Source organism: Arthrobacter sp. ov118 (genome assembly GCF_900116495.1).
In the GTDB taxonomy this organism is placed as follows: Bacteria; Actinomycetota; Actinomycetes; order Actinomycetales; family Micrococcaceae; genus Arthrobacter.
The window spans coordinates 93788-113372 of sequence record NZ_FPAY01000005.1; the positions used below are offsets into that span (position 1 = coordinate 93788).

Annotated in this window: 18 protein-coding genes; 11 read left to right on the forward strand and 7 right to left on the reverse strand. The window is 65.4% G+C overall.

What is annotated here, in order from left to right; translation table 11 throughout:
• From BM372_RS11435 to BM372_RS11470, 8 genes are all read left to right on the forward strand, one after another.
• Positions 1-933 (forward strand): alpha/beta hydrolase, encoded by a 933-nt coding sequence (locus BM372_RS11435; RefSeq protein ID WP_090955302.1) that lies wholly within the window; start codon positions 1-3, stop codon positions 931-933.
• The gene (locus tag BM372_RS11440; protein WP_090955304.1) at positions 930-1913 is read left to right on the forward strand and encodes an MBL fold metallo-hydrolase; all 984 of its coding nucleotides are present in this window, start codon (positions 930-932) and stop codon (positions 1911-1913) included. The genes BM372_RS11435 and BM372_RS11440 overlap by 4 nt, the downstream gene beginning before the upstream one ends.
• Complete coding sequence (locus tag BM372_RS11445) at positions 1906-3636, forward strand: CocE/NonD family hydrolase (protein WP_090955306.1); 1731 nt, start codon at positions 1906-1908, stop codon at positions 3634-3636. The genes BM372_RS11440 and BM372_RS11445 overlap by 8 nt, the downstream gene beginning before the upstream one ends.
• A gap of 162 nt (positions 3637-3798) precedes the next feature.
• Positions 3799-4536 (forward strand): CPBP family intramembrane glutamic endopeptidase, encoded by a 738-nt coding sequence (locus BM372_RS11450; protein WP_256214208.1) that lies wholly within the window; start codon positions 3799-3801, stop codon positions 4534-4536.
• 66 nt (positions 4537-4602) lie between these two features.
• The gene (locus BM372_RS11455; protein WP_090955310.1) at positions 4603-5565 is read left to right on the forward strand and encodes a ribonuclease Z; all 963 of its coding nucleotides are present in this window, start codon (positions 4603-4605) and stop codon (positions 5563-5565) included.
• Between the two features lie 97 nt (positions 5566-5662).
• Positions 5663-6250, forward strand: coding sequence for an HhH-GPD-type base excision DNA repair protein (locus BM372_RS11460; RefSeq protein WP_090955313.1), 588 nt, complete (start codon positions 5663-5665; stop codon positions 6248-6250).
• A 114-nt stretch (positions 6251-6364) separates the two neighbouring features.
• A complete protein-coding gene (locus tag BM372_RS11465; protein WP_090955314.1) occupies positions 6365-6541 on the forward strand; it encodes a CsbD family protein in 177 nt (58 codons plus the stop codon).
• Between the two features lie 147 nt (positions 6542-6688).
• Positions 6689-8131, forward strand: coding sequence for an FHA domain-containing protein (locus tag BM372_RS11470; RefSeq protein ID WP_090955315.1), 1443 nt, complete (start codon positions 6689-6691; stop codon positions 8129-8131).
• 57 nt (positions 8132-8188) lie between these two features.
• Here the strand turns inward: BM372_RS11470 and BM372_RS11475 are convergent, their stop codons facing one another.
• The 3 genes from BM372_RS11475 to BM372_RS11485 all read right to left on the reverse strand — a co-directional run bounded on the left by BM372_RS11475 (position 8189) and on the right by BM372_RS11485 (position 12926).
• The gene (locus BM372_RS11475) at positions 8189-9313 is read right to left on the reverse strand and encodes a hypothetical protein (RefSeq protein ID WP_090955317.1); all 1125 of its coding nucleotides are present in this window, start codon (positions 9311-9313) and stop codon (positions 8189-8191) included.
• 184 nt (positions 9314-9497) lie between these two features.
• The gene (locus tag BM372_RS11480; protein WP_090955319.1) at positions 9498-11501 is read right to left on the reverse strand and encodes a vWA domain-containing protein; all 2004 of its coding nucleotides are present in this window, start codon (positions 11499-11501) and stop codon (positions 9498-9500) included.
• A 36-nt stretch (positions 11502-11537) separates the two neighbouring features.
• Positions 11538-12926: a sigma 54-interacting transcriptional regulator gene (locus BM372_RS11485; RefSeq protein WP_090955588.1), complete on the reverse strand. Its 1389-nt coding sequence runs from the start codon at positions 12924-12926 to the stop codon at positions 11538-11540.
• A 194-nt stretch (positions 12927-13120) separates the two neighbouring features.
• On the opposite strand from BM372_RS11485, the gene BM372_RS11490 reads away from it, so the two are divergent.
• A complete protein-coding gene (locus BM372_RS11490; protein ID WP_090955590.1) occupies positions 13121-13780 on the forward strand; it encodes an MSMEG_4193 family putative phosphomutase in 660 nt (219 codons plus the stop codon).
• A gap of 15 nt (positions 13781-13795) precedes the next feature.
• Positions 13796-14521, forward strand: coding sequence for an SCO1664 family protein (locus tag BM372_RS11495; protein ID WP_090955321.1), 726 nt, complete (start codon positions 13796-13798; stop codon positions 14519-14521).
• Between the two features lie 72 nt (positions 14522-14593).
• On the opposite strand, the gene BM372_RS11500 is transcribed toward BM372_RS11495, so the two are convergent.
• Positions 14594-15229, reverse strand: coding sequence for a dihydrofolate reductase family protein (locus tag BM372_RS11500; protein WP_090955592.1), 636 nt, complete (start codon positions 15227-15229; stop codon positions 14594-14596).
• A gap of 154 nt (positions 15230-15383) precedes the next feature.
• On the opposite strand from BM372_RS11500, the gene BM372_RS11505 reads away from it, so the two are divergent.
• Entirely contained in the window at positions 15384-16115 is a 732-nt protein-coding gene (locus BM372_RS11505; RefSeq protein WP_090955595.1) for an MBL fold metallo-hydrolase, read from the forward strand.
• Between the two features lie 81 nt (positions 16116-16196).
• Here BM372_RS11505 and BM372_RS11510 read toward each other — a convergent pair whose 3' ends face one another.
• From BM372_RS11510 to BM372_RS11520, 3 genes are read right to left on the reverse strand one after another with little or no spacing between them, the layout of a single operon-like run.
• Positions 16197-16817, reverse strand: coding sequence for a dihydrofolate reductase family protein (locus tag BM372_RS11510; protein ID WP_177235975.1), 621 nt, complete (start codon positions 16815-16817; stop codon positions 16197-16199).
• 57 nt (positions 16818-16874) lie between these two features.
• Complete coding sequence (acs, locus tag BM372_RS11515) at positions 16875-18854, reverse strand: acetate--CoA ligase (RefSeq protein ID WP_090955325.1); 1980 nt, start codon at positions 18852-18854, stop codon at positions 16875-16877.
• A gap of 6 nt (positions 18855-18860) precedes the next feature.
• Entirely contained in the window at positions 18861-19529 is a 669-nt protein-coding gene (locus BM372_RS11520; RefSeq protein ID WP_256214211.1) for an acetate uptake transporter, read from the reverse strand.
• Positions 19530-19585: the final 56 nt, after the last annotated feature.

A 19585-nucleotide genomic window follows, 5' to 3' on the forward strand; every position in this document is an offset into this window, starting at 1 on the left:
ATGACGATTCATCCCGAAATTGCCAAGATTCTCAGCACTCTGCCGGCGCCGGACGGTTCGCCGCTGAACCCGGAGGCCATGCGCGCCGGCGAGGCCGCCCAGGTCCCGCCGCTGGAGCAGCGCCTCCCGCTCCACGCCGTCGAGGACGCCATGGCTGTAGCGCCGTCGGGCGAGGTGCCGGTGCGGATCTACACACCGGCCGACGCCGACGCCTACGGCCTCCTGGTCTACTTCCACGGCGGGGCGTTCTTCCTGGGCAGCCTGGACACCTATGACCACGTGGCGCGGGCCCTGGCCAAGGAAACCGGCCACAAGGTCATCTCGGTCGGCTACCGGCTGGCCCCGGAGGCCGCCTTCCCAGCCGGGCTTGAAGACTGCTACGGCGTGGTCCGCTGGGCCGCCGAGCAGGGCAACAGCCTGGGCTGGGACGGGAAGAACCTGGCCATCGCCGGCGACAGTTCGGGAGGCAACTTCGTCGCCGCCGTCGCAGCGATTGCCCACGACGACGGCTTCAGCCGGATTACTCACCAGGTGCTGTTCTACCCGTCGCTGGACCTGGACTTCGCCGCCGACCGTTACGCCTCGCTGCGCGAGAACGCCGAGGGATACGGACTGGAGACGGCGGGCCTCAAACCCTTCAACTCGTTTTACCTTGAGAATGGCGCGGACCCGGCAGATCCCCTCGTGTCCCCCATCAAGCGCGAGGACCTCGCAGGCATGCCGCCGGCCCTCGTCATCACGGCCGAGCACGACCCGCTGCGGGACGAAGGCGAACTCTACGGCCGGCGCCTGACCGAGGCCGGCGTGGACACGACGATCAGCCGCTACGAGGGGGCCAACCACGGCTTCGTCCAGAACTTCTCCTGGATTCCGGAGTTCTACCGGGCGTTCGAGGAGACGGGTGAATTCCTGAACGCGAGGGCCGGACAGTGACGGATTCGGTTGCCGTCCATCCCATGGTTTCCCCGTGGGGCCGGTTCGGTCTCTACAGCTTCTTCATCGACGCCCCGGAGCCCGCCATCGTCGACACGGGAATTGCCTCGTCGCCCGCCCAAGGCATGATCCCCGCGCTAGAGAAGCTGGGCCGCCGGATCGAGGATGTCCGCTGGATCCTGCTGACCCACGGACACATCGACCATATCGGCGGCGCCTTCGCCTTGTGGGAGCTCACGGGACGGCGCGCGCAAGTGGTGATCCATGAGGCCGACGCACCGCTGCTACGCTCCCGCCGGGCGCATGTGGACGAATACCTTTCCGGCCGGGCGCAGTATCTGCTTGATCCCGACGGCGAGGCGCAGCTGACGGCGGCCACAAACGCCGTCATCTCCGGTGAGATGGAGCCGACGCTGCTGGTGCGGGGCGGTGAGACCATCTCTCTGGGCGGTGACGTCACTGTCTCGGTCCACGCGATTCCCGGCCACACCCCGGGCTCGGTGGCATATGTCGTAGACGGACAAAACGACGTGTTCGTCGGCGACGCCGTACAGGTGCACGGTGCGGCCAACGGATTCCCCGGTTTTGTGGACCCGGCCGGCTACCGCTCAAGCCTGCAGTTTCTCTGCGATGAGATCCGACCGCAGCGCCTCTACCTGGGGCACCCGTACCGCCGCGCGGACGGCGCACCCTACGGAGTGGAGCTCGACGCCGGGCAGGCCCGGGAAGCTCTTCAGGAAAGCCTGGAGATCGAGGCCCGCGTCCAGAATGCGGCCTTCGGCTGCCTGGCTGCCGGACTGCAGGATACAGACTCGCCGTACTCGCCCTTCGCCCGTGTCGCCGAGGACCTTGGTTACGCGGGGGACCCCACCCTGGAGCCATCCCCGTTCTTCACGACGCTGCACGGCTACCGCACTGCGTTGGACCATTCGCCGTCGAACCACTTGCCCGAAGATGAGGAGATAAGCACTCATGGATGACTTCCAGATACTGAATGCCGGTGGCGAAAAGATCGCCGTCCGCAAGGACCTTAGGGTCTCGATGCGCGACGGTGTCGAACTCGCCGCGGACGCCTATCAGCGTGCCGACGACAAGCCGCGCCCGGCGCTGGTGGCCCTCAGCCCGTATGGCAAGGAGCTGCAGGCGTTGGCCCTCACCACCCCGCCGCAGCGGCGCCCCAGCCCGATGTGGGACGGGTGCATCGAGGCCGGCGACATCGCCCGGATCGTCAAGGAGGAGTACGTCCACGTCATCGGCGACCTGCGTGGCTCCGGCCACTCCGGCGGCGAGCACATCGGCAACTACAACGCCGGCGGCGTTTCGCTGGGCCAGGACGCGTACGACTTCATCGAGTGGGTCGCGGAGCAGCCGTGGTGCGACGGCAACGTCGGCATGGTGGGCATCTCCTACTTTGGCTCCATGCAGGTGTTGGCCGCGGCCGAGCGCCCGCCGCACTTGAAAGCGATCTTCGTCTCCGGCGGCCACTACGACTTCTACGAGACCACCTACCACGGTGGTGTCATGTGGTTCATGCCCCGCGCGGCCCGCGAAGGCCGCGGCGGTGACTCCGGGTGGGCGTTCACCGACGACGCCAAGTCCCGCATGATCGAGAAGCACTCCCCCGAGGAACTGAAGAAACTCGTCGACCAGCGGCTGCAGGACCCGGACGTCGCCGCCTGGCCGAACCTTGTCCACGTCCTGAACTACCCCAAGAACCACGAGGCCTGGTTCGACATCGTGATGAACGAGCTCGACGGCGACTGGTACGAGGAGCGCAACCCCATCACGCTGGCCCCGAACATCGACATCCCGGTGTGGCTGCAGATCGACCAGGGCCGCGGATGGACCATGGACGGCACGATCGAACTGTTCAACGAGCTGAAGGGACCCAAGAAGCTGGACATCGGCCCCTACCCGCCGATGCAGTCGCGCCCCTTCATCGAGGAGCACGACAAGATGTTCCGGTGGTACGACTATTGGATCAAGGGCATCGACAACGGCGTCATGGACGAGCCGGCCGTGAGCGTCTTCGTCGAGGGCTCCCGCGAGGTGGTGACCGCAGACCAGTGGCCGCCGAAGGACGTCAAGTACAAGTCACTGTTCCTGCGCCCGCGCCACAAACTCTCCGCCGAGCCGGAGCCGATGGGTGCCGAGTACGCCGCCCCGGACGGCTTCTACCAGGCGCCGCTGACGGTGACCGACAAGGTGGAGATCACCAGCTGGAGTACAGAGCCGTTCGAGGAGGACACGGAGATGATCGGCACCGGCGCCGGCCACATCTTCGCCGAGATCGACCAGCCGGACACCAACTTCATCCTGCGCCTGTGGGACTACGCCCCCAACGGCAAGCGCCAGCTCATCACCAGCGGCTACCTCAAGGCCTCGCACCGTGAGCTCGACGAGCGGACCACGGAAGGCAATCCCTACCACCCGCACACCCGTTCCGTGCCGGTGGAGCCGGGGACGATCGAGGAGTATGTGCTGCGCCTCTACCCGTTCGCGAATACGTTCAAGCCGGGCCACAAGCTGACCGCCGAACTGTCGAACGGGGAGCCGCTGGCCGACGAGCACAACGCCCTACTGCCGCCCGATGCCTTCCACCTTCCCGTGGGCCGGCCCGTCACCCACAAGATCTACCGCGACGCCGCCCACCAGTCCAGGCTCGTCCTGCCGTTCACCACGCGGACGGCGGCAGAAAACTAAAACGACGTGGCCAGGCGGCCGTGCCGCCTGGCCACGTTTCGCACCATTCCGCACCACGGACTGCACTGACATGCTTATTGGGTGGCATCGATTTCGACCGGAACACCCCGTACTGCGCTCAGTTGGAAGCTGGTGCCAGCAGCGCTTGTCTCAGTGTCCGGGGTGCTGCTGTTCGGCGTCGAGAACAACCCCCTCGGCTACGGCGTGCTGGCCCTGGGTCTGCTCACCGCGGCTTTCATTGACCGGGGGTTGCTGCGGCACCTCGCGCTGGTGGCGGCAGGAATGTTCGTTATCAGCCTGGTTCCGCTGAACGCTGACTTGAGCATCCAGCACATGGCCCTCATGGGTGGCGCCCTTTCCTTGGCCGTACTGGTGCCGTGGCTGGTGTCGCGGTTCGTTTATGGCGAGAGGATCATCAGGTTTCCGGTAAACACCGGCCGTAGGTGGCCGTTGACCGCGAAGCTGTACCTGATCGGCGTGGCAGCGCTCGGATACTTCATTCTGCCTGTGTACTTGATCAGCACTGGGGTCTACCAAAACTGGCCGGACCCATCCGATGCGACCACCTTTTGGCGGCTCTTTCTCGGGGTGAACGCTGTTGGAATCTGGGACGAGTTGTTCTTCATCTGCACCACGTTCACGCTGCTGCGGCAGCACTTCCCAGACTGGCTGGCCAATATCCTGCAAGCCGTGGTTTTCTCGTCTTTCCTCTGGGAGATCGGCTATCAGGCCTGGGGGCCCCTGCTGACGTTCCCGTTCGCGCTGCTGCAGGGTTACACCTTCAGATTGACGAAGTCCTTCACCTATGTGGTCACAGTGCACTTGATTTTCGACTTCGTTCTGTTCCTCGCGCTGGTTCACGCACACAACCCGGACTGGCTGCCAATCTTCATATACTGAGCCAACGGCGAAGCATCCGGGGGTTCCCCGCTGACCTGCCAGGTGACGAGTGGCAGACTGGGCTTCATGCGTGAGTTCGTCGTCCTCGGCACCGCCTCGCAGGTCCCCACCCGGACCCGGAACCACAACGGGTACCTGCTGCGCTGGGATGATGAGGACATACTCTTCGATCCCGGTGAGGGCACGCAGCGGCAGATGATCCACGCCGGTGTCGGCGCCTCCCGGATCGCGCGGATCTGCCTGACACATGTGCACGGCGACCACTGCTACGGCCTGCCGGGCGTCCTTTCCCGCATGGCCCTCGACAGGGTCGACCACCCCGTCCACCTGCACTACCCTGCCTCCGGCGAGGACGTGGTCCGGGCTCTCGTGTCCGTCGCCACTCCTGGGATCGATCTGCGGCTGCACCCGCACGGCGGCTTTGCCTATGGTGGCATCGAACACGCGGGCCCCGGCCACAGGGCTGCCGAGCCAATCGCCCCGGGCCTCTACGTCCGGGCATTGAATCACCGCATCGAAGCCTACGGCTACCGGCTCGTTGAGCCCGACGCCCGCACGTTTCTTCCGGACCGGCTCGCGGCAGCCGGGATAGCGGGTCCCGACGTCGGCCGCCTGGAGCGTGTTGGGAGCCTGGGCGGCGTCAGCCTGTCGGAGGTGAGCGTCCCGCGGCCCGGCCAACGATTCGCGTTCGTCATGGATACCGCGCCGTGCCAGGGCGCGGAGGAACTGGCGGAGGGTGCCGACTTGCTTGTCACCGAGTGCACCTTCAGCGACGACGACGTCGGCCTCGCCTCGCAGTTCCGCCACCTCACAGCGGGGCAGGCGGGCGAGCTGGCAGCATCAGCCGGCGCGGGGACCCTGGTCCTCACCCACTTTTCGTCGCGCTACGGCGACGTGGCCCCGCTGGCCGAGCAGGCCCGGAGCCGCTCCGGCGGAGCCGTGGTGGCTGCCGCTAATGACCTTGACCGCTTTGCCTTTCCGCAACGCCGTGCCGCCGGCCAGGCCGGGGCTAGAACGCCGGAATCGTGAATCCAAGGCCCAGCAAGCCCCGCCCAGCCTGTTCGAGGATCGGGTCCATGCTCAATGTGGGGTGATTGAGGAGCACGTCAGGTGGCAGGATGGGCGCATGGAACTGCACATAACTGGCGACCCCGCCGCGGATAAACTTCTCGGCGATAACGCGTTCGCACTGCTGACGGGCATGCTGCTTGACCAGCAGGTGACCATGGAGTCGGCGTTCGCCGGGCCCGAAAAGATCAGAACCCGCACGGGGTCCATGGATCCTGCTGCGATCGCCGAATACGACCCGGCGGCCTTCGTTGAGATGTTCAAGGAGCGTCCGGCCGTCCACCGGTTCCCCGGCTCCATGGCAAGCCGCGTGCAGGCCCTTGCCGAGACCGTACAGCGCGAATGGGATGGGGATGCAACGGCCATCTGGACCCAGGACAACCCCGATGGGCAGGAAGTGCTCCACCGGTTGAAAGAACTGCCCGGATTCGGCGAACAAAAGGCAAAGATCTTCCTGGCACTGCTCGGGAAGCAGTGCGGACTCCAGGCGGAGGGCTGGCGGGAGGCTGCCGGCCATTACGGCCAGGAAGGTGCCTTTCTTTCGGTCGCCGACATCGTGGACCCGGAGTCGCTGACAAAGGTCCGTGCCAGCAAGCAGGCTGCCAAGGCCGCCGCCAAAGCCGCAAAAGCGTCCGGGCCAGCCTAAGCCCGGTGCACGCCCAGCATATTGGCCCCCATTCTCTACGGCTTCGTCCCTACAATTAATTACCGGCGTCCGCGGCATGCGCGCCGCGGGAGCGGCCCAGTAAGGAGAACCATCATGGGTTTGGGAGACAAGATTCACAACGCCGCCGAGAAACTCCACGGCAAAGGCAAAGAAGCCACCGGCGACGCCACCGGCAACAACGGCTTGAAGGCCGAGGGCAAGAGCCAGCAGAAAAAAGCCGACCTGAAGCAGGCCGGCGAAAAAATCAAAGACGCCTTCAAAAGGCACTGATAAGAGGCGCTAACAAGTTCAGCGTCACTGGAGCCTGCCCGTTGCCTGACAATGTGACGGGTGGCGCCCACTGCGTGGGGCCGCGGGCGGGTCTCGCTGAGGGCCAGCCAGGTCTGATAGGGCGGCTTTGGTTTGTTTCGAGGAGACATGATGGACGAGTGCTCCGACCTTAAACTCCTCATCGTCAACGGTGAAAAGCCGGGCACCACTTTTCTCGTCCCTGAAGGCGAAGCGGTGATAGGCAGCGGGAGCGCGGCCGGAATCGTTCTGCGATACGAGGGCGTAAGCCGGCGGCATGCTCTCCTCAAGTGCGCTGCCGGCCAGGCGACCATCGCCGATTTGGGATCACTAAACGGGACATGGATAAACGCGGGAAAAATTGATGGTCCAACACCACTTCAAAATGGTGATCTCCTGCAGTTCGGCAAGATCAAACTGCGCTTTTATTGTAATGACTCGACCATGCCGACAGCGTCGATAAAGTACATGCGCACTCCCGTTTCTTCAGTGCACACGCTGCCGAAAGACAGCGGTTCTACCGCGGGCAGCGGCGACGTCCCAAGGGAAGTCCCGCGCACAACTCAACGCATAAGCCAACCGGACACCGTCACTCCTTGGTATCGACGCGGCAAAACACTCCTAATTGGCGCAGGAACTATAGCAGCCGCCCTGGGGAGCATTTTGGCCCTATGGGATCGCTTCTTCGTGGACCCTGCTGACCTGGCAACGATAAAATCGGTGACCATTACCAAAAGGACGCCGCTTGCTGACTTCCCGATCGAGGGATTGGGTAAAAATCTTACCCTCAGGGGAGCCGCCCACGCAGTGAATCTCGAAATCAGAAAGCAAGCTGATTCACTGCCCCTGATACATGTCGGCGCAGCCATGCCGACCCTTCTTCCCCCCGTTTTGACACAGCCCGCTAAGCCCGGCACGTCGGCACCCACGAGAATCGGGTTTACTGCAATACTCACCGCCATCCCCAAACCGACGCCCGCTGGTACGCCATCGCCTGCGGTCACTCTCCCGGTACCCAGAACGGGAACGCCGACAATCCAACCGACGCCGGCGAAAGGTCGGATTCCGGAGATTCCCTCGGAAAACGCCCGCTCGGCCGTGGAGAAGCAACTCGTGGAGGACGGCGTGGCACCTGACGCGTCTAAGTGGGCGAGTCGGAGTACAACATTGGAGCGCGTCGACGACAAGGGCCAGCCTCACTCACCAGAACAGCTGGCCGCAGAGCTGAAACAAGCGCTGGCCGAAATAGAAACCAAAGACGGTAGCCAACCCTCCAATGCCGGCAGCGAACCGATGGGATGGACGGTCGCGGTTGGACTCGACCTCGAGGGAGTAGCCGGTGTCCCACTACTCTTGACCTGGTCCCTGGACGGTGTTGACGTATCGGAGAGTTGGCGAGCCGAAAATCTGGCATACAGAATCGTCCCGTCGACGCAACATGATGCGGGTGTCGCCGAGATTTGGGTGCCTGATCTGAAGAGAACCGGCGCCTACAACATCAATGTCACTCTTACCAACGAGTCAAAGGCAACGATCGCCGACGAGGGCCAACTGAAGCTGCCAAACGAGTAACTGCGTAGCAGCTGGAAATCGCAGAACCTGATTCCCCCCGTTCCGCTGGCCAGCGCCTCACGGGGCCAGCGCCGCGACAGTTGACGGTTCGGGCACCGCTGGCGATTCGGTGGGACGCAGCAGCTTGCCTGAGCCAGGTGGCGCCGGTTCGTTGGCTGTGCCTCCAGGCAGTCCCTCCAGAATCGTCTGCGCCCTCTTGTCCAGCGATCTGGACAGCGCCTGCTGGGCGAATCCAAAGACGAGGGCGTAGGCCAGGATCTGCCCTTGTGAGTCCAGGACCGACAGCCCGGGGACGAAGTTGCCCTGTATCGCGATCAGGCCCAGTATGGCTGTCAGCGCGCCCAGCGGTACCTTCAGAAACGCCAATGCGACCGGCACGTCGTAGGGCTCGGAGGTTCCTTTCAGGTTGCGGATCGACAGGCTGGCAGCGACTGCGCCACCCAATCCTCCGAGAAGAGCTACGACGAGGATGTCCGCGCTGCCCGGGGATGCCTGACTTCCCGAGCTGGTTGGGCAAGACATGCCACTAACCGTGGTGAGTGCGCCTTCCGCGCTCGAGATTATTTGCTTGGGGAAGCAGAGGGGAATCAGATAGGGGTTGGTGTACACCACTACGAGGGTCGCGGCCACGCCGACGGCGATAAAGGTCGCAGCGATAAGCAGGATATTGCGGAAGCTGCGGAGCTGTGCATGTTTGAGGTCTAAGTTTTCATAGCTGTCACCTATCACGCGCCGCATTCGGGACCGTTGGACTTCGGTGGACTCCGCCTCCAAATCTGGAATGGTGATACGCCGCGGGTCGTCCCTGTGCAAGGTCGCATTGGCCCGGGCCACGACCATCGGGATTTCGGCCCTCAGCTCTGCCTTGTCATACAGATCGATCAACTGCGCTCGGGCTGTGTGCATGTTCCGGTAGGCAGCCTCTACCAGAGTTCCCCGCCACCAGTTGGCCAAGCGCCCGGGAATGGGATCATCTCGGAAGGCGGCAGCGCGGGCCCTTCCAATGAACCGGCAGATACCGTCGGCGATGACTTCCTGCGACTTGGTCAAATTTCCTCTGGCCCGGGCTGCGTCCACCCGGATCTGCAGCTTGTCAGTTTCGACGGCCACGTGTTGGACCCAGATTCGTTTTCGTGGGCCATTTCCCTCCGCACGGGTCCAATCATCCTTCAGGTCAGTCATTGTCCTCCCCTTTCTGGCATGGAGCCGTATCAGCCCGGATGTTTGCACCAGGGCGCAGAACCTGGGAGGGATTTGCCGGGCCTAAACAGATCATCAAAAAGAGCTGTTACCCGGACGTTACAGTTCAGATTTTTGAGTGCCTCGGCAGCGGACCGTGGTGGCCGCTCTTTCGGGCGTTGGCCGGCTAAGGGCTCCAGTCGGCGTCGTCGTACGGGCCGTGGAAGTGAGCGCGGAGGTACTCCCCGACGACGGCGGCCCCCAGGTCCCCGACGTCGGGCGCCACCACCCTGCCGTCGATGCGCCGGGCCATCCGCTGGACAAACCGTTCCAGGCCGGGGTCCTCGCCCAACCGGAAGAACGTGGCCTGCACGCCCGCGCGCCCCAGGCGGTCCAGTTCCGCCACCGTGATGCGGATCGTCTCCGGGTCCGGCGGCCAGGAAAACCAGGACTCACCGTCCGGCAACAGGTGCGCTGTGGGTTCGCCGTCGGTCACCACCAGGAGGAGGGGCTGCATGGACGGGTGCTGGCGGAAGAATCGATTGGCCAGCAGCAGGCCGTGATGCAGGTTTGTTCCCTGTTCCCGCATCACCGGCAGGGCCGTGAGCTCACCGATGTCCATGGACTGCGCGTAGCGGCCGAACGTGATCAGCTGGAGCCGGTCGCCGCGGAAGCGGGTCGAGACAAGGTGGTGCAGGGCCAGCGCGGTGCGCTTCATCGGCACCCACCGCCCCTCCGCGGCCATGGAGAACGACACATCGACAAGCAGGGCGACGGCGGCCTGCGTCCGCGCCTCCGTTTCCGCCACCTCGATGTCCCCCACACCAAGGCGCAGGCCGCGGCTCGGATCACCGCCATCGGCCATCGTGCGGCGGATGGCGTTCGTTATGGTGCGGGTGACGTCCCACGGTTCGGCGTCGCCGAACTGCCACTCGCGGCTGGAGCCGACCTGCTCGCCGGCGGCCCCGGCCACGCGCGTGTCCCGGCGACCCTGCCGGCCGGACAGTTGCCTGGCAGTGTCGCGTAGCAGCGACTTCCCCAGCCGCCGCATGGCCTGTGGGGACAACCGCAGATCGCCGCCGGCGCCCCGCCGCAGGTAGCCGCCGTCCTGCATGGCCCGTTCGATCTCCGCGAGGGTGCGGGCGGTCACGGCGGCGTTCTGGCCCAGCTGGCGTGCCAGGGCGTCCAGATCCAAGTCATCGAGGGTGGATCCGCTGTAGGACTGGGAGAGCTGCTCGGCCAATTGGTCGAGTTCGGCGATGTCCTGCAGCACGCCCGTGCCGTCACCCAGCCCGAGCCCCTCCTGGCCCTCGAAACGTTCGGAGCCGGCCCAGTCCTCACCGGGACGCAGCGCGCGCAGGCTGGAATCGAGCTGGTCGAGCTGGGCCATCAGTTCGGCCGAGCCGAATGCCTGCGCCGAAAGACGCATCAGCTCATCGCGCTGCTCCGGGGACATGGATTGCAGGAGCCGCTGGGCCGCGGCCGCGCGCTGTGCCAGGGCGTCGATCAGTTCCTCGACAGATTCCGGGTTCTCTGGAAAGAATTGCCCGTGCCGCGCCATGAAGTCCTGGAAGTCCTCGTCGGTGTCCTCGCCGCGCCGGTGCTTGTCGAGCAGCTCGTTGAGGTCGCGCAGCATCCCGTTCACGGCGGCGCGGTCCTCGTCCGTGGCGTTCTCGAGCGCTTGTTTCATGCCGGCGAACCGCTGGTCAAGGGCTTCCCGGCCCAGCAAATCCTTGATCCGCTCGTAGGCCTCCCGTGCAGTGCTCGACTGCCAGTCATAGGAGGCGAGCTCGTTGACTGCCGCCGCCGTGGAAGCGGGCAGGTTCTGCAGCTGCATCTCCCGGAAAGAGCGGTTCGTGTCGTCCATCATGGTGTCCCGGGCCAGTTGCTTGCGCTCGTCCAGCACGGCGGTGTCGAGCAGCTTCCGGACCTCGCTGAGCGTGCCGTCCAGCCGGTGCCGGCCGAGCAGATTACGCCGGCGCTGCTGGACGCGGCCGGCGAGGTCGTCCAGGCCCTCACGGTTCCGGCCGCCGCGCCGCAGGAACTCCTGCAGCGCGTTCCGGGGCGAGTAGCCGGCCATGACGTCCTCGGCGATCGCGTCCAGCGCCTCGGCCAGGTCCACCGGCGGCGCCAGCGGATCCGGTCCGCCGGCGTACCGGCCGTACCGGGAGGACCGGTTGTGAGCGCCCATGTGCTGTCTCTCCTGCGCTAATGCTGTCGTTGATCTTTAGCCGTAGATCGTCTCCCCGTCGCCGGACTCCTTTGAGATCCGCCGGGCGAGGTAGAGACCTTCCAGTGCCAGTTCGATGGCGGCCGCCCGCTGGCCGTCGTTCTTCGCATCCGCCCGCGCGCCGATCTCGTCGTAAAGGCTGGAACCGTTGAGGGCGGGGAGATTTTCGAGGAACTCCCGCGCGGTGACTTCTTCCCCGGTGGTCACGGTCCTGTGGCCGTCGAGCGCCGCCACGAGCGGGCCGAAGTCGAGACCGCGGTAATGTTCCCGCACGGCTTCGGCAGTGGCTGTGCGCACCAGATGGTCAAGAATGGCCTGTTCACGCCCCTCCTCGCCCGATTCGAACTCGATCTTGCCCGAGAGGACGTCGACGGCACTCTCCAGGTCGACGATCCTCGCGACCGCCACGTCCTCCCCGCGCACGGCGGCCCGGCGCAGCGCCGCCGCTGCCACAGTCTCGGCCCCGGCGATGCCGAAGCGCGCCGAGACGCCGGAGCTCTGGTTAATGGCCGGGGACTGCCGAAGCGCACGGGTGTAGCGGGCCAGGATCTCCAGGAGAATGGTGGGGACGTCGGCCACCAGCCGCCCCTCCTGCCGGATGACCGCGACCTCGTCATCCAGCTCTATCGGGTAGTGGGTACGGATTTCGGCCCCGAACCGGTCCTTCAGGGGCGTGATGATCCGGCCGCGGTTGGTGTAATCCTCGGGGTTGGCGGAGGCGACCACCAGCACGTCCAGCGGCAGCCGCAACACGTAGCCGCGGATCTGGATGTCCCGCTCCTCCATGACATTTAGCATCGCCACCTGGATCCGCTCGGCGAGGTCGGGCAGTTCGTTGATGGCCACGATGCCGCGGTTGGAACGCGGGACAAGACCGTAGTGAATGGTTTCCGGGTCGCCGAGCCGGCGGCCCTCAGCAACCCGCATGGGGTCGACGTCGCCAATCAGGTCCGCAACGGAGGTGTCCGGGGTGGCGAGCTTTTCGACATAGCGTTCCGAGCGGTGGCGCCAGTCCACGCGCAGCCGGTCCCCTTCGGCGAGCGCACGGGCCCGGGACTGCTCCGTGATCGGTTCGTACGGATGCTCGTTCAGTTCCGACCCCTCGATCACCGGCGACCACTCGTCGAGCAGTCCGACCAGGGTGCGCAGGAGCCGTGTCTTGCCCTGTCCCCTCTCCCCCAGCAGGACGACGTCGTGGCCGGCAATCAGGGCACGCTCCAACTGGGGCAGCACGGTCCGGCTGAAACCGAACATGCCGGGCCACGGATCGCGGTCAGCGGCGAGCGCGGCGAGGAGATTGTCGCGGATCTCGTGGCGCAGGTCCTTGTGGACGTGGCCGGCTGCGCGCAACTCTCCAACGGTGAAGACATCGGGACGATTACTCACACCACCACCGTAGTCCTCGTACCCGCGCTGAATCGAGCGTTCCACGATTTCCAGACGCGCGAACGCTGCCGCTACCGCTCCGCGGCCACCCCCATCCCTCGCAAGCTCGGGCGGGGGCCCCTGCCGCTACCGCTACGCGGCTACCCCATCCCTCGCAAGCTCGGGCGGGGGCCCCTGCCGCTACGCTTGTGCTCATGACTGAAGCAACGGCTTCGGCACCGCCAACACCGCCGAGCACCCTGCTCCTTCTGGTGCGGCACGGACAGACGCCCACCACGGGCATGGTGCTGCCCGGGCGCGCTGCGGGACTCCACCTGTCGGATCGCGGCCGGGTCCAGGCTGAACGGGTGGCGGAACGACTCGCAGGTCTTCCGGTCGACGCCATCTACTCCTCGCCACTGGAGCGTGCCCGTGAGACGGCAGCGCCGGCGGCCGCCTGCACCGGGCGTAACGTGATCCTCCATGCCGGCCTGATCGAATGCGACTTCGGGGAGTGGACCGGGGCCACGCTCGCCGAAATCGCACGCCTGCCGGAGTGGCAGAGCGTGCAGCACACCCCGTCTGAGTTCAGCTTCCCGGGCGGGGAAAGCTTCCAGCAGATGCAGGCGCGAATGGTCGGTGCACTTGAGGAGTTGCGCACCGCCCATGCCGGCGGCGTCGTCGTCTGTTTCTCCCACGCCGACCCAATCAAGGCCGCCGTCTCCCACGCCTTGGGGACGCATCTTGACCTCTTCCAACGGATCGTCGTCAGCCCTGGCTCCGTATCGGTCATCTCCTACGCGGAAGGCCAGTCACCGGCGGTGCTCACGGTGAACTCGACTCTGGAACCCTTGAGCGGGCTGCGGGCACCGTGATGCGGGCACCGTGAGATGGAAAGAACGGTGAAGGAGGAAGAGCCCGGCCGGGAACTGACGCTGCTGGTCGATGGCCGCGTCGAACTGCTCGGGCGAATTCCGCACAGCAGCAACGCGACGTTCCTGGTCCAGCTCTCCTGCGGAGACGACTCGGCCTGGGCGGTCTATAAGCCGGAGGCCGGGGAACGGCCGCTGATCGATTTTGAGCCCGGGCTGTACCGGCGGGAACGCGCCGCGTACCTGCTCAGCGAACACCTTGAATGGGCGATTGTGCCGCCGACGGTGATCCGCGAGGACTCACCTCTGGGGGTCGGCTCGCTGCAGTGGTTCATCGAGGGTGACGTGCGTGAGCACTACTTCACGCTGTACGCCGGCTCCCCCGAGACCCATGCCGTTTTGGCGCAGATCGCCCTGTTCGACTGCATCACCAACAACACCGACCGCAAGAGCGGGCACGTGCTGCGCGGCGACGATGGCCACGTGTGGGGCATCGACCACGGGCTGTGCTTTTCCGCAGACTTCAAACTACGGACGGTGATCTGGGACTTCGCGGGCGAGCCCATCCCCCCTGCCCTGCTCGAGGACATGATGCCGCTGGCCGACGCCGTGCCTTCCGACGTCGCCGATCTCCTCGACGACGCCGAGGTCACCGCCGTGCAGCGCCGGGTGCAGCGCCTGCTGCGCGAGGGTGTACTGCCGGTGGATCACAGCGGCAGGCGTCACCCGTGGCCGCTCGTGTAGCTGTTCGTGCTTTAGCGATGCCCGTGGAGCAACTCCGCGGTGCGCTGACCGAAGGATTCCAGGCCGATTGGCTCACGAAGGTCTGCTGCCCGGCGGACCGTTGAGCACGGTGGGGATGTACTCGAGCAGCTGGAGCCGGCCGTCGAAGGTCCTGCTGTCCACCATCTGGAGCGCGACGTCAGGATAGCCGTCGTAGATCCGTTCGCTGCCAGTTCGGCCGGTGATCACCGGGAAGATAACCAATCGGAACCGGTCCACGAGGCCAGCGGTCAGCAGCGACCGGCAGAGGCTGAGGCTGCCGAGGGTGCTTAAGGGGCCGGTCCCGGTCCGTTTCATCTCCCGCACGGCCTCAACCGCGTCGCCGGTGACCAGCTTCGAGTTCGGCCAAGTCAGGGGCGCCTGCAGGCTGGAGGAGAAGACGACCTTGGGCATGGCCGCAAGGCCGGTCAGGCTGGCCCCCTCATCCTTGGAGAATCCCGGGTCCCCGGCGGCGGCCTCCCGCGACATGTTGGACATCAGCCGATAGGTTTTCGCCCCCAGAAGGAAGGTGTAGCCCTTCTCCCCCTCCTGCTCCAGCCACGCCAGGTATTCCGGCCCCTCCAGACCCCACCAGCCGGGCCACCCCTCGGCGGATGCATACCCGTCAAGGGAGATGATCAGGTCGACCAACAGGAACGCTGATGGCGTCTTTGCACTTGTCCCGCCCATGGCCGTCTCCTTGCTGCCGCACCGTACCGGTGCGCCACCGACGCCCGTGCCGGCCATGCTAATCCTCGGCGATCAGCCGTTCAAGAGGCTGTGGACCAGCGAGTTAACTAGGATGTACCGGGTGCAGCACCCAACCAATCAGTGGAACCCCGCGATCAACGTTTCCGAGCAGGCGCACGGCGTCTATCTCGCCGAAGGACCAGCCTCCAACTGGGTCGTGGTCCGCGACCAGACTGGCTTCATACTCGTTGACAGCGGTTATCCCGCCGACCGTCCTCTGGTCCTTGACTCCCTCCGCTATCTGGGCCTGCAGCCGGCTGACGCCCGGGCCATGCTGATCACGCACGGTCACGTGGACCACACCGGCTCTGCGGCTCATTTCTCCAGATCGTACGGGACACCGATTCTGTGCGCCCCGGAGGAAGTGGCCCACGTCCAGGGGAAGGAAAAGCACCAAGTCACGTTCGGGCAGGTCTTCGTCCGGGCCTGGCGCCCCCGCGTCTTCCGCTGGATGATCCACGTCATCAAGGCCGGCGCCCTCACGGCGAAGCCTTCCCCGGAGGCCCGGGCATGGGACGCGGAGGAGCTCCGGAGCCTGCCCGGCTCCCCCGCAGCGATCCCGCTACCGGGCCACACGCCAGGCAACGTCGCAATCCTGCTGCCTGTTGCCGGAGTCATCGCCGTCGGTGATTCGTTTGTCAGCGGCCATCCGCTCAGCCGAAAAACCGGACCCCAGATGCTTCACCCGATGTACCACACGGACGCCACAGCCGCGCTGGCCGCAATCCACCGCCTGGACGGCATCGAGGCCTCCATCATTCTGCCCGGCCACGGCCCCGCGCTGCACATGCCCTTGGCGGAGGCGTTGGCGGCGTTGCGGAGCTAGACCGCAGGGTTTCGGCGCCGCCGGCCCGATCGACTGCGACGGGCGGCCGCCAGATCTGTCGTACCGACAGCGCCGCCCAGCTCAGGGCAGCACGCGGTAGGTCACGTGCGTGACCAGGCTCGCTGGCCGCGACTTCACCTGCTCGAGTTTCAGTGGCGGTACGCCCTCAAACAGCCGGGTGCCGGCGCCGAACGTGAGCGGCGCAATGTGCACCCGCAGCTCGTCGACCAGTCCGGCGGCGAGGTACTGGTTAATGGTGGTGGCGCCGCCCCCGATCGCGACATCGCCGTCACCGGCCGCAACGCGCGCCTGTGCCAGTGCCGACTCGATTCCGTCAGTGACGAAGTGGTACGTGGTGCCGCCGTCCATCGGCTGCGGTTCGCGCGCGTGGTGCGTGAGCACGAAGACGGGGGCGTGGAAGGGCGGATCGTCGCCCCACCAGCCGTTCCACTGCCGATCCCACTCACCGCGCACCGGGCCGAACATGTTGCGCCCCATGATGAACGCTTTGGCGGCGATAATCTGATCGATCTCCGCCCGGTTCTCGTCGGGAGTTCTGAACATCCAGGCGTGCAGCCCGTCACCGGAGCCGTCGCCGCCGTCGTCACCGAACGGGCGTTGCTCCGTCTGGTTGAGCCCGGCCGAGTATCCGTCGGCCGTAACGGTGATGTCGCAAACCACCCGGCCCATACGATCAGTCATCGCTCCCTCCTGCACGGCCGAAACCGCCCTGTCTTCCTTTCACCCAACCCGCACCAACTACTGCCCCGCGCCGGCGCCGCCCGGCATGCCGGCCTTGATCAGCTCCATGACTGACGAGTCCGCCAAGGTGGTGACATCCCCGACCGGCCTGTCCTGCGCCACGTCTTTGAGGAGGCGTCGCATGATCTTGCCGGACCGGGTTTTAGGCAGCTCGGCTACCACCATGATCTGCCGGGGCCGGGCGATCTTGCCGATTTCCTTGGCCACATGTTCCCTCAGCTCCTCCACGACCTCCGGTCCGCCGTCGCCCACCTCGCTGCGCAGGATGACGAAGGCGACGATGGCCTGCCCGGTGGTTTCGTCGAGGGCTCCGACGACGGCGGCTTCGGCGACTTTAGGGTGGGCGACGAGCGCCGATTCGATTTCCGTCGTCGAAAGCCGGTGTCCGGCCACGTTCATCACGTCGTCCACCCGGCCGAGAAGCCAGATATCCCCGTCCTCGTCCTTCTTCGCGCCGTCCCCCGCAAAGTAGAGCCCCGGGAACCGTGCCCAGTACGTCTCCACGTACCGGTCGTTGTCGCCCCAGATGGTGCGCAGCATGGATGGCCAGGGCTCTCTCAGGACCAGATAGCCGCCGGACCCGTTAGCAACCGGTGCGCCCGCGTCATTGACGACGTCGGCCACCACCCCGGGCAGTGCCCTCATGGCGGCGCCCGGTTTACCTGCCGTTATTCCCGGGAGCGGACTGATCATGATGGCTCCGGTCTCCGTCTGCCACCACGTGTCCACGACGGGCGTTTGGTTGTGCCCAATGTTCTCCCGGTACCAGATGTAGGCAGCCGGGTTGATCGGTTCGCCCACGGTGCCGATCAGTCGCAGACTCTCGAGGCTGTACTTGGCCGGTATCTGGGCGCCCCATTTCATGAACGTCCGGATGGCGGTCGGGGCGCAGTAGAGGATCGAGACCTTGTACTTGTCGATGATCTCCCACCAGCGGCCCTGGTGCGGGGTGTCCGGCGTGCCCTCGTACAGGACTGAAGTAGCACCGTTGGCCAAGGGCCCGTACACGATGTAGCTGTGCCCGGTAACCCAGCCAATGTCCGCGGCTGTCCAGAAAATATCGGACTCAGCCTTGAGGTCGAACACTGCCCAGTGGGTGTAGGCACACGCCGTGAGGTAGCCACCGGTGGTGTGCAGGATGCCCTTGGGCTTTCCCGTGGTGCCCGAGGTGTACATCACGTACAGGGGATGTTCGGCGTCGAAGGCCTCGGCGTCGTGATCGGCGGAAGCCAGTTCCACCGACTCGTGCCACCAAATATCGCGGTCCGGTGTCCAGTCGACCTCCTGGCCCGTGCGCCGGACCACCAGGACGTTGCGGACGTCCGGGCAGTCCAGCAGGGCCTCGTCGACGGCGGACTTCAACCCGTTGGCCTTGCCGCGGCGGTAGGCGCCGTCGGAGGTGATGACGATCCGCGCATCGCAGTCGTGGATCCGGGTCCGGAGGGCGTCCGCAGAGAACCCGCCGAACACGACTGTGTGCGGCGCCCCAATGCGCGCACAGGCCAGCATCGCCACGACGGTCTCCGGAATCATGGGCATGTAAATGGCCACCCGGTCCCCGGACGTGACGCCCAAGTCGGTCAGCGTGTTCGCTGCCTGGCAGACAAGGTGGGTGAGCTGGGCATAGGTGATGGTGCGGGTGTCCCCGGCTTCGCCTTCAAAGTAGTAGGCAACCTTGTCGCCGCGGCCGGCAGCAACATGCCGGTCGAGGCAGTTGTAGGCGGCATTGAGCCTGCCCCCGACGAACCATTTGGCGAATGGCGGGTTGGACCAGTCCAGGACTTCGCTCCATTTTTCGGACCAGTCGAGCCGTTCCGCCTGCCGCGCCCAAAACGCCAGCCTGTCGCCGTCGGCTTCCTCATAGTCCGACGGCGTGGCGTTGGCTTGGGCGGAAAAACCGGCGTCGGGAGGAAAGCGCCGCTGTTCGTGCAACAGGTTTGCGAGGGTCTCATCCGATTCTGTTGGGTCTGCGGCCATAGCCTGTCACCGTCGTCCCACAGGAAGCACAGTCCGTTTGTAGGTGGAGTTAGCGACCACCGCGCAGGAGCAGTACCAGGCAACAAGCGCCGTCACGATGCCCAGCCAGCCGCCCAGCACTGTCAGCCCGGTTGCCCCGGAGAAGGCGCCGAGAAATAGCGCAATAAAGGTCAGGGTCAGGAAGACGAATACGGCAAAGACCCCCATGCTGACGCGCCACGCGGAAATGGTCATGTACGCGGTAAAGATTGCCCAGGCCAGAAGGTAAAGGCCGACTCCTTTGCTGGCATCCGCTGGCGGAAGGCCGCCCGCGCTGAACTGGCTCAAGAACCAGAAGGAGAGCCAGAAGGCCCCGTATGAGCAAAAGGCCGTGGCGCCAAAGACGTTGCGGTTGGCAAATTCCCAGATCCCGGCGGCGAACTGGGCCATGCCGCCGTAGAACAGAGCAAGTCCGAAGACTACGGGTTCGACTGTTTTCGGGATCAGGCCGGCATTGATGACACTGAGGACGAACGTGGTCAAGGCGAAAGCGCCCAGACCTAGAGCCGCCGGATCGGCAAAGGGTGGGCTCATGCTCGCCTGTGGCGACACACTGCTTTGGTTTGGTAGGAGATTTTCAGCCCTGCGACCACTTCCCGGAACGGTCCCCGCCGCGGAGCTTGATTCGATACTCATGGCACGACTCCTTGGTCAGCACCAGCACCATTGCTGGTGACTTATATCAGGCTACA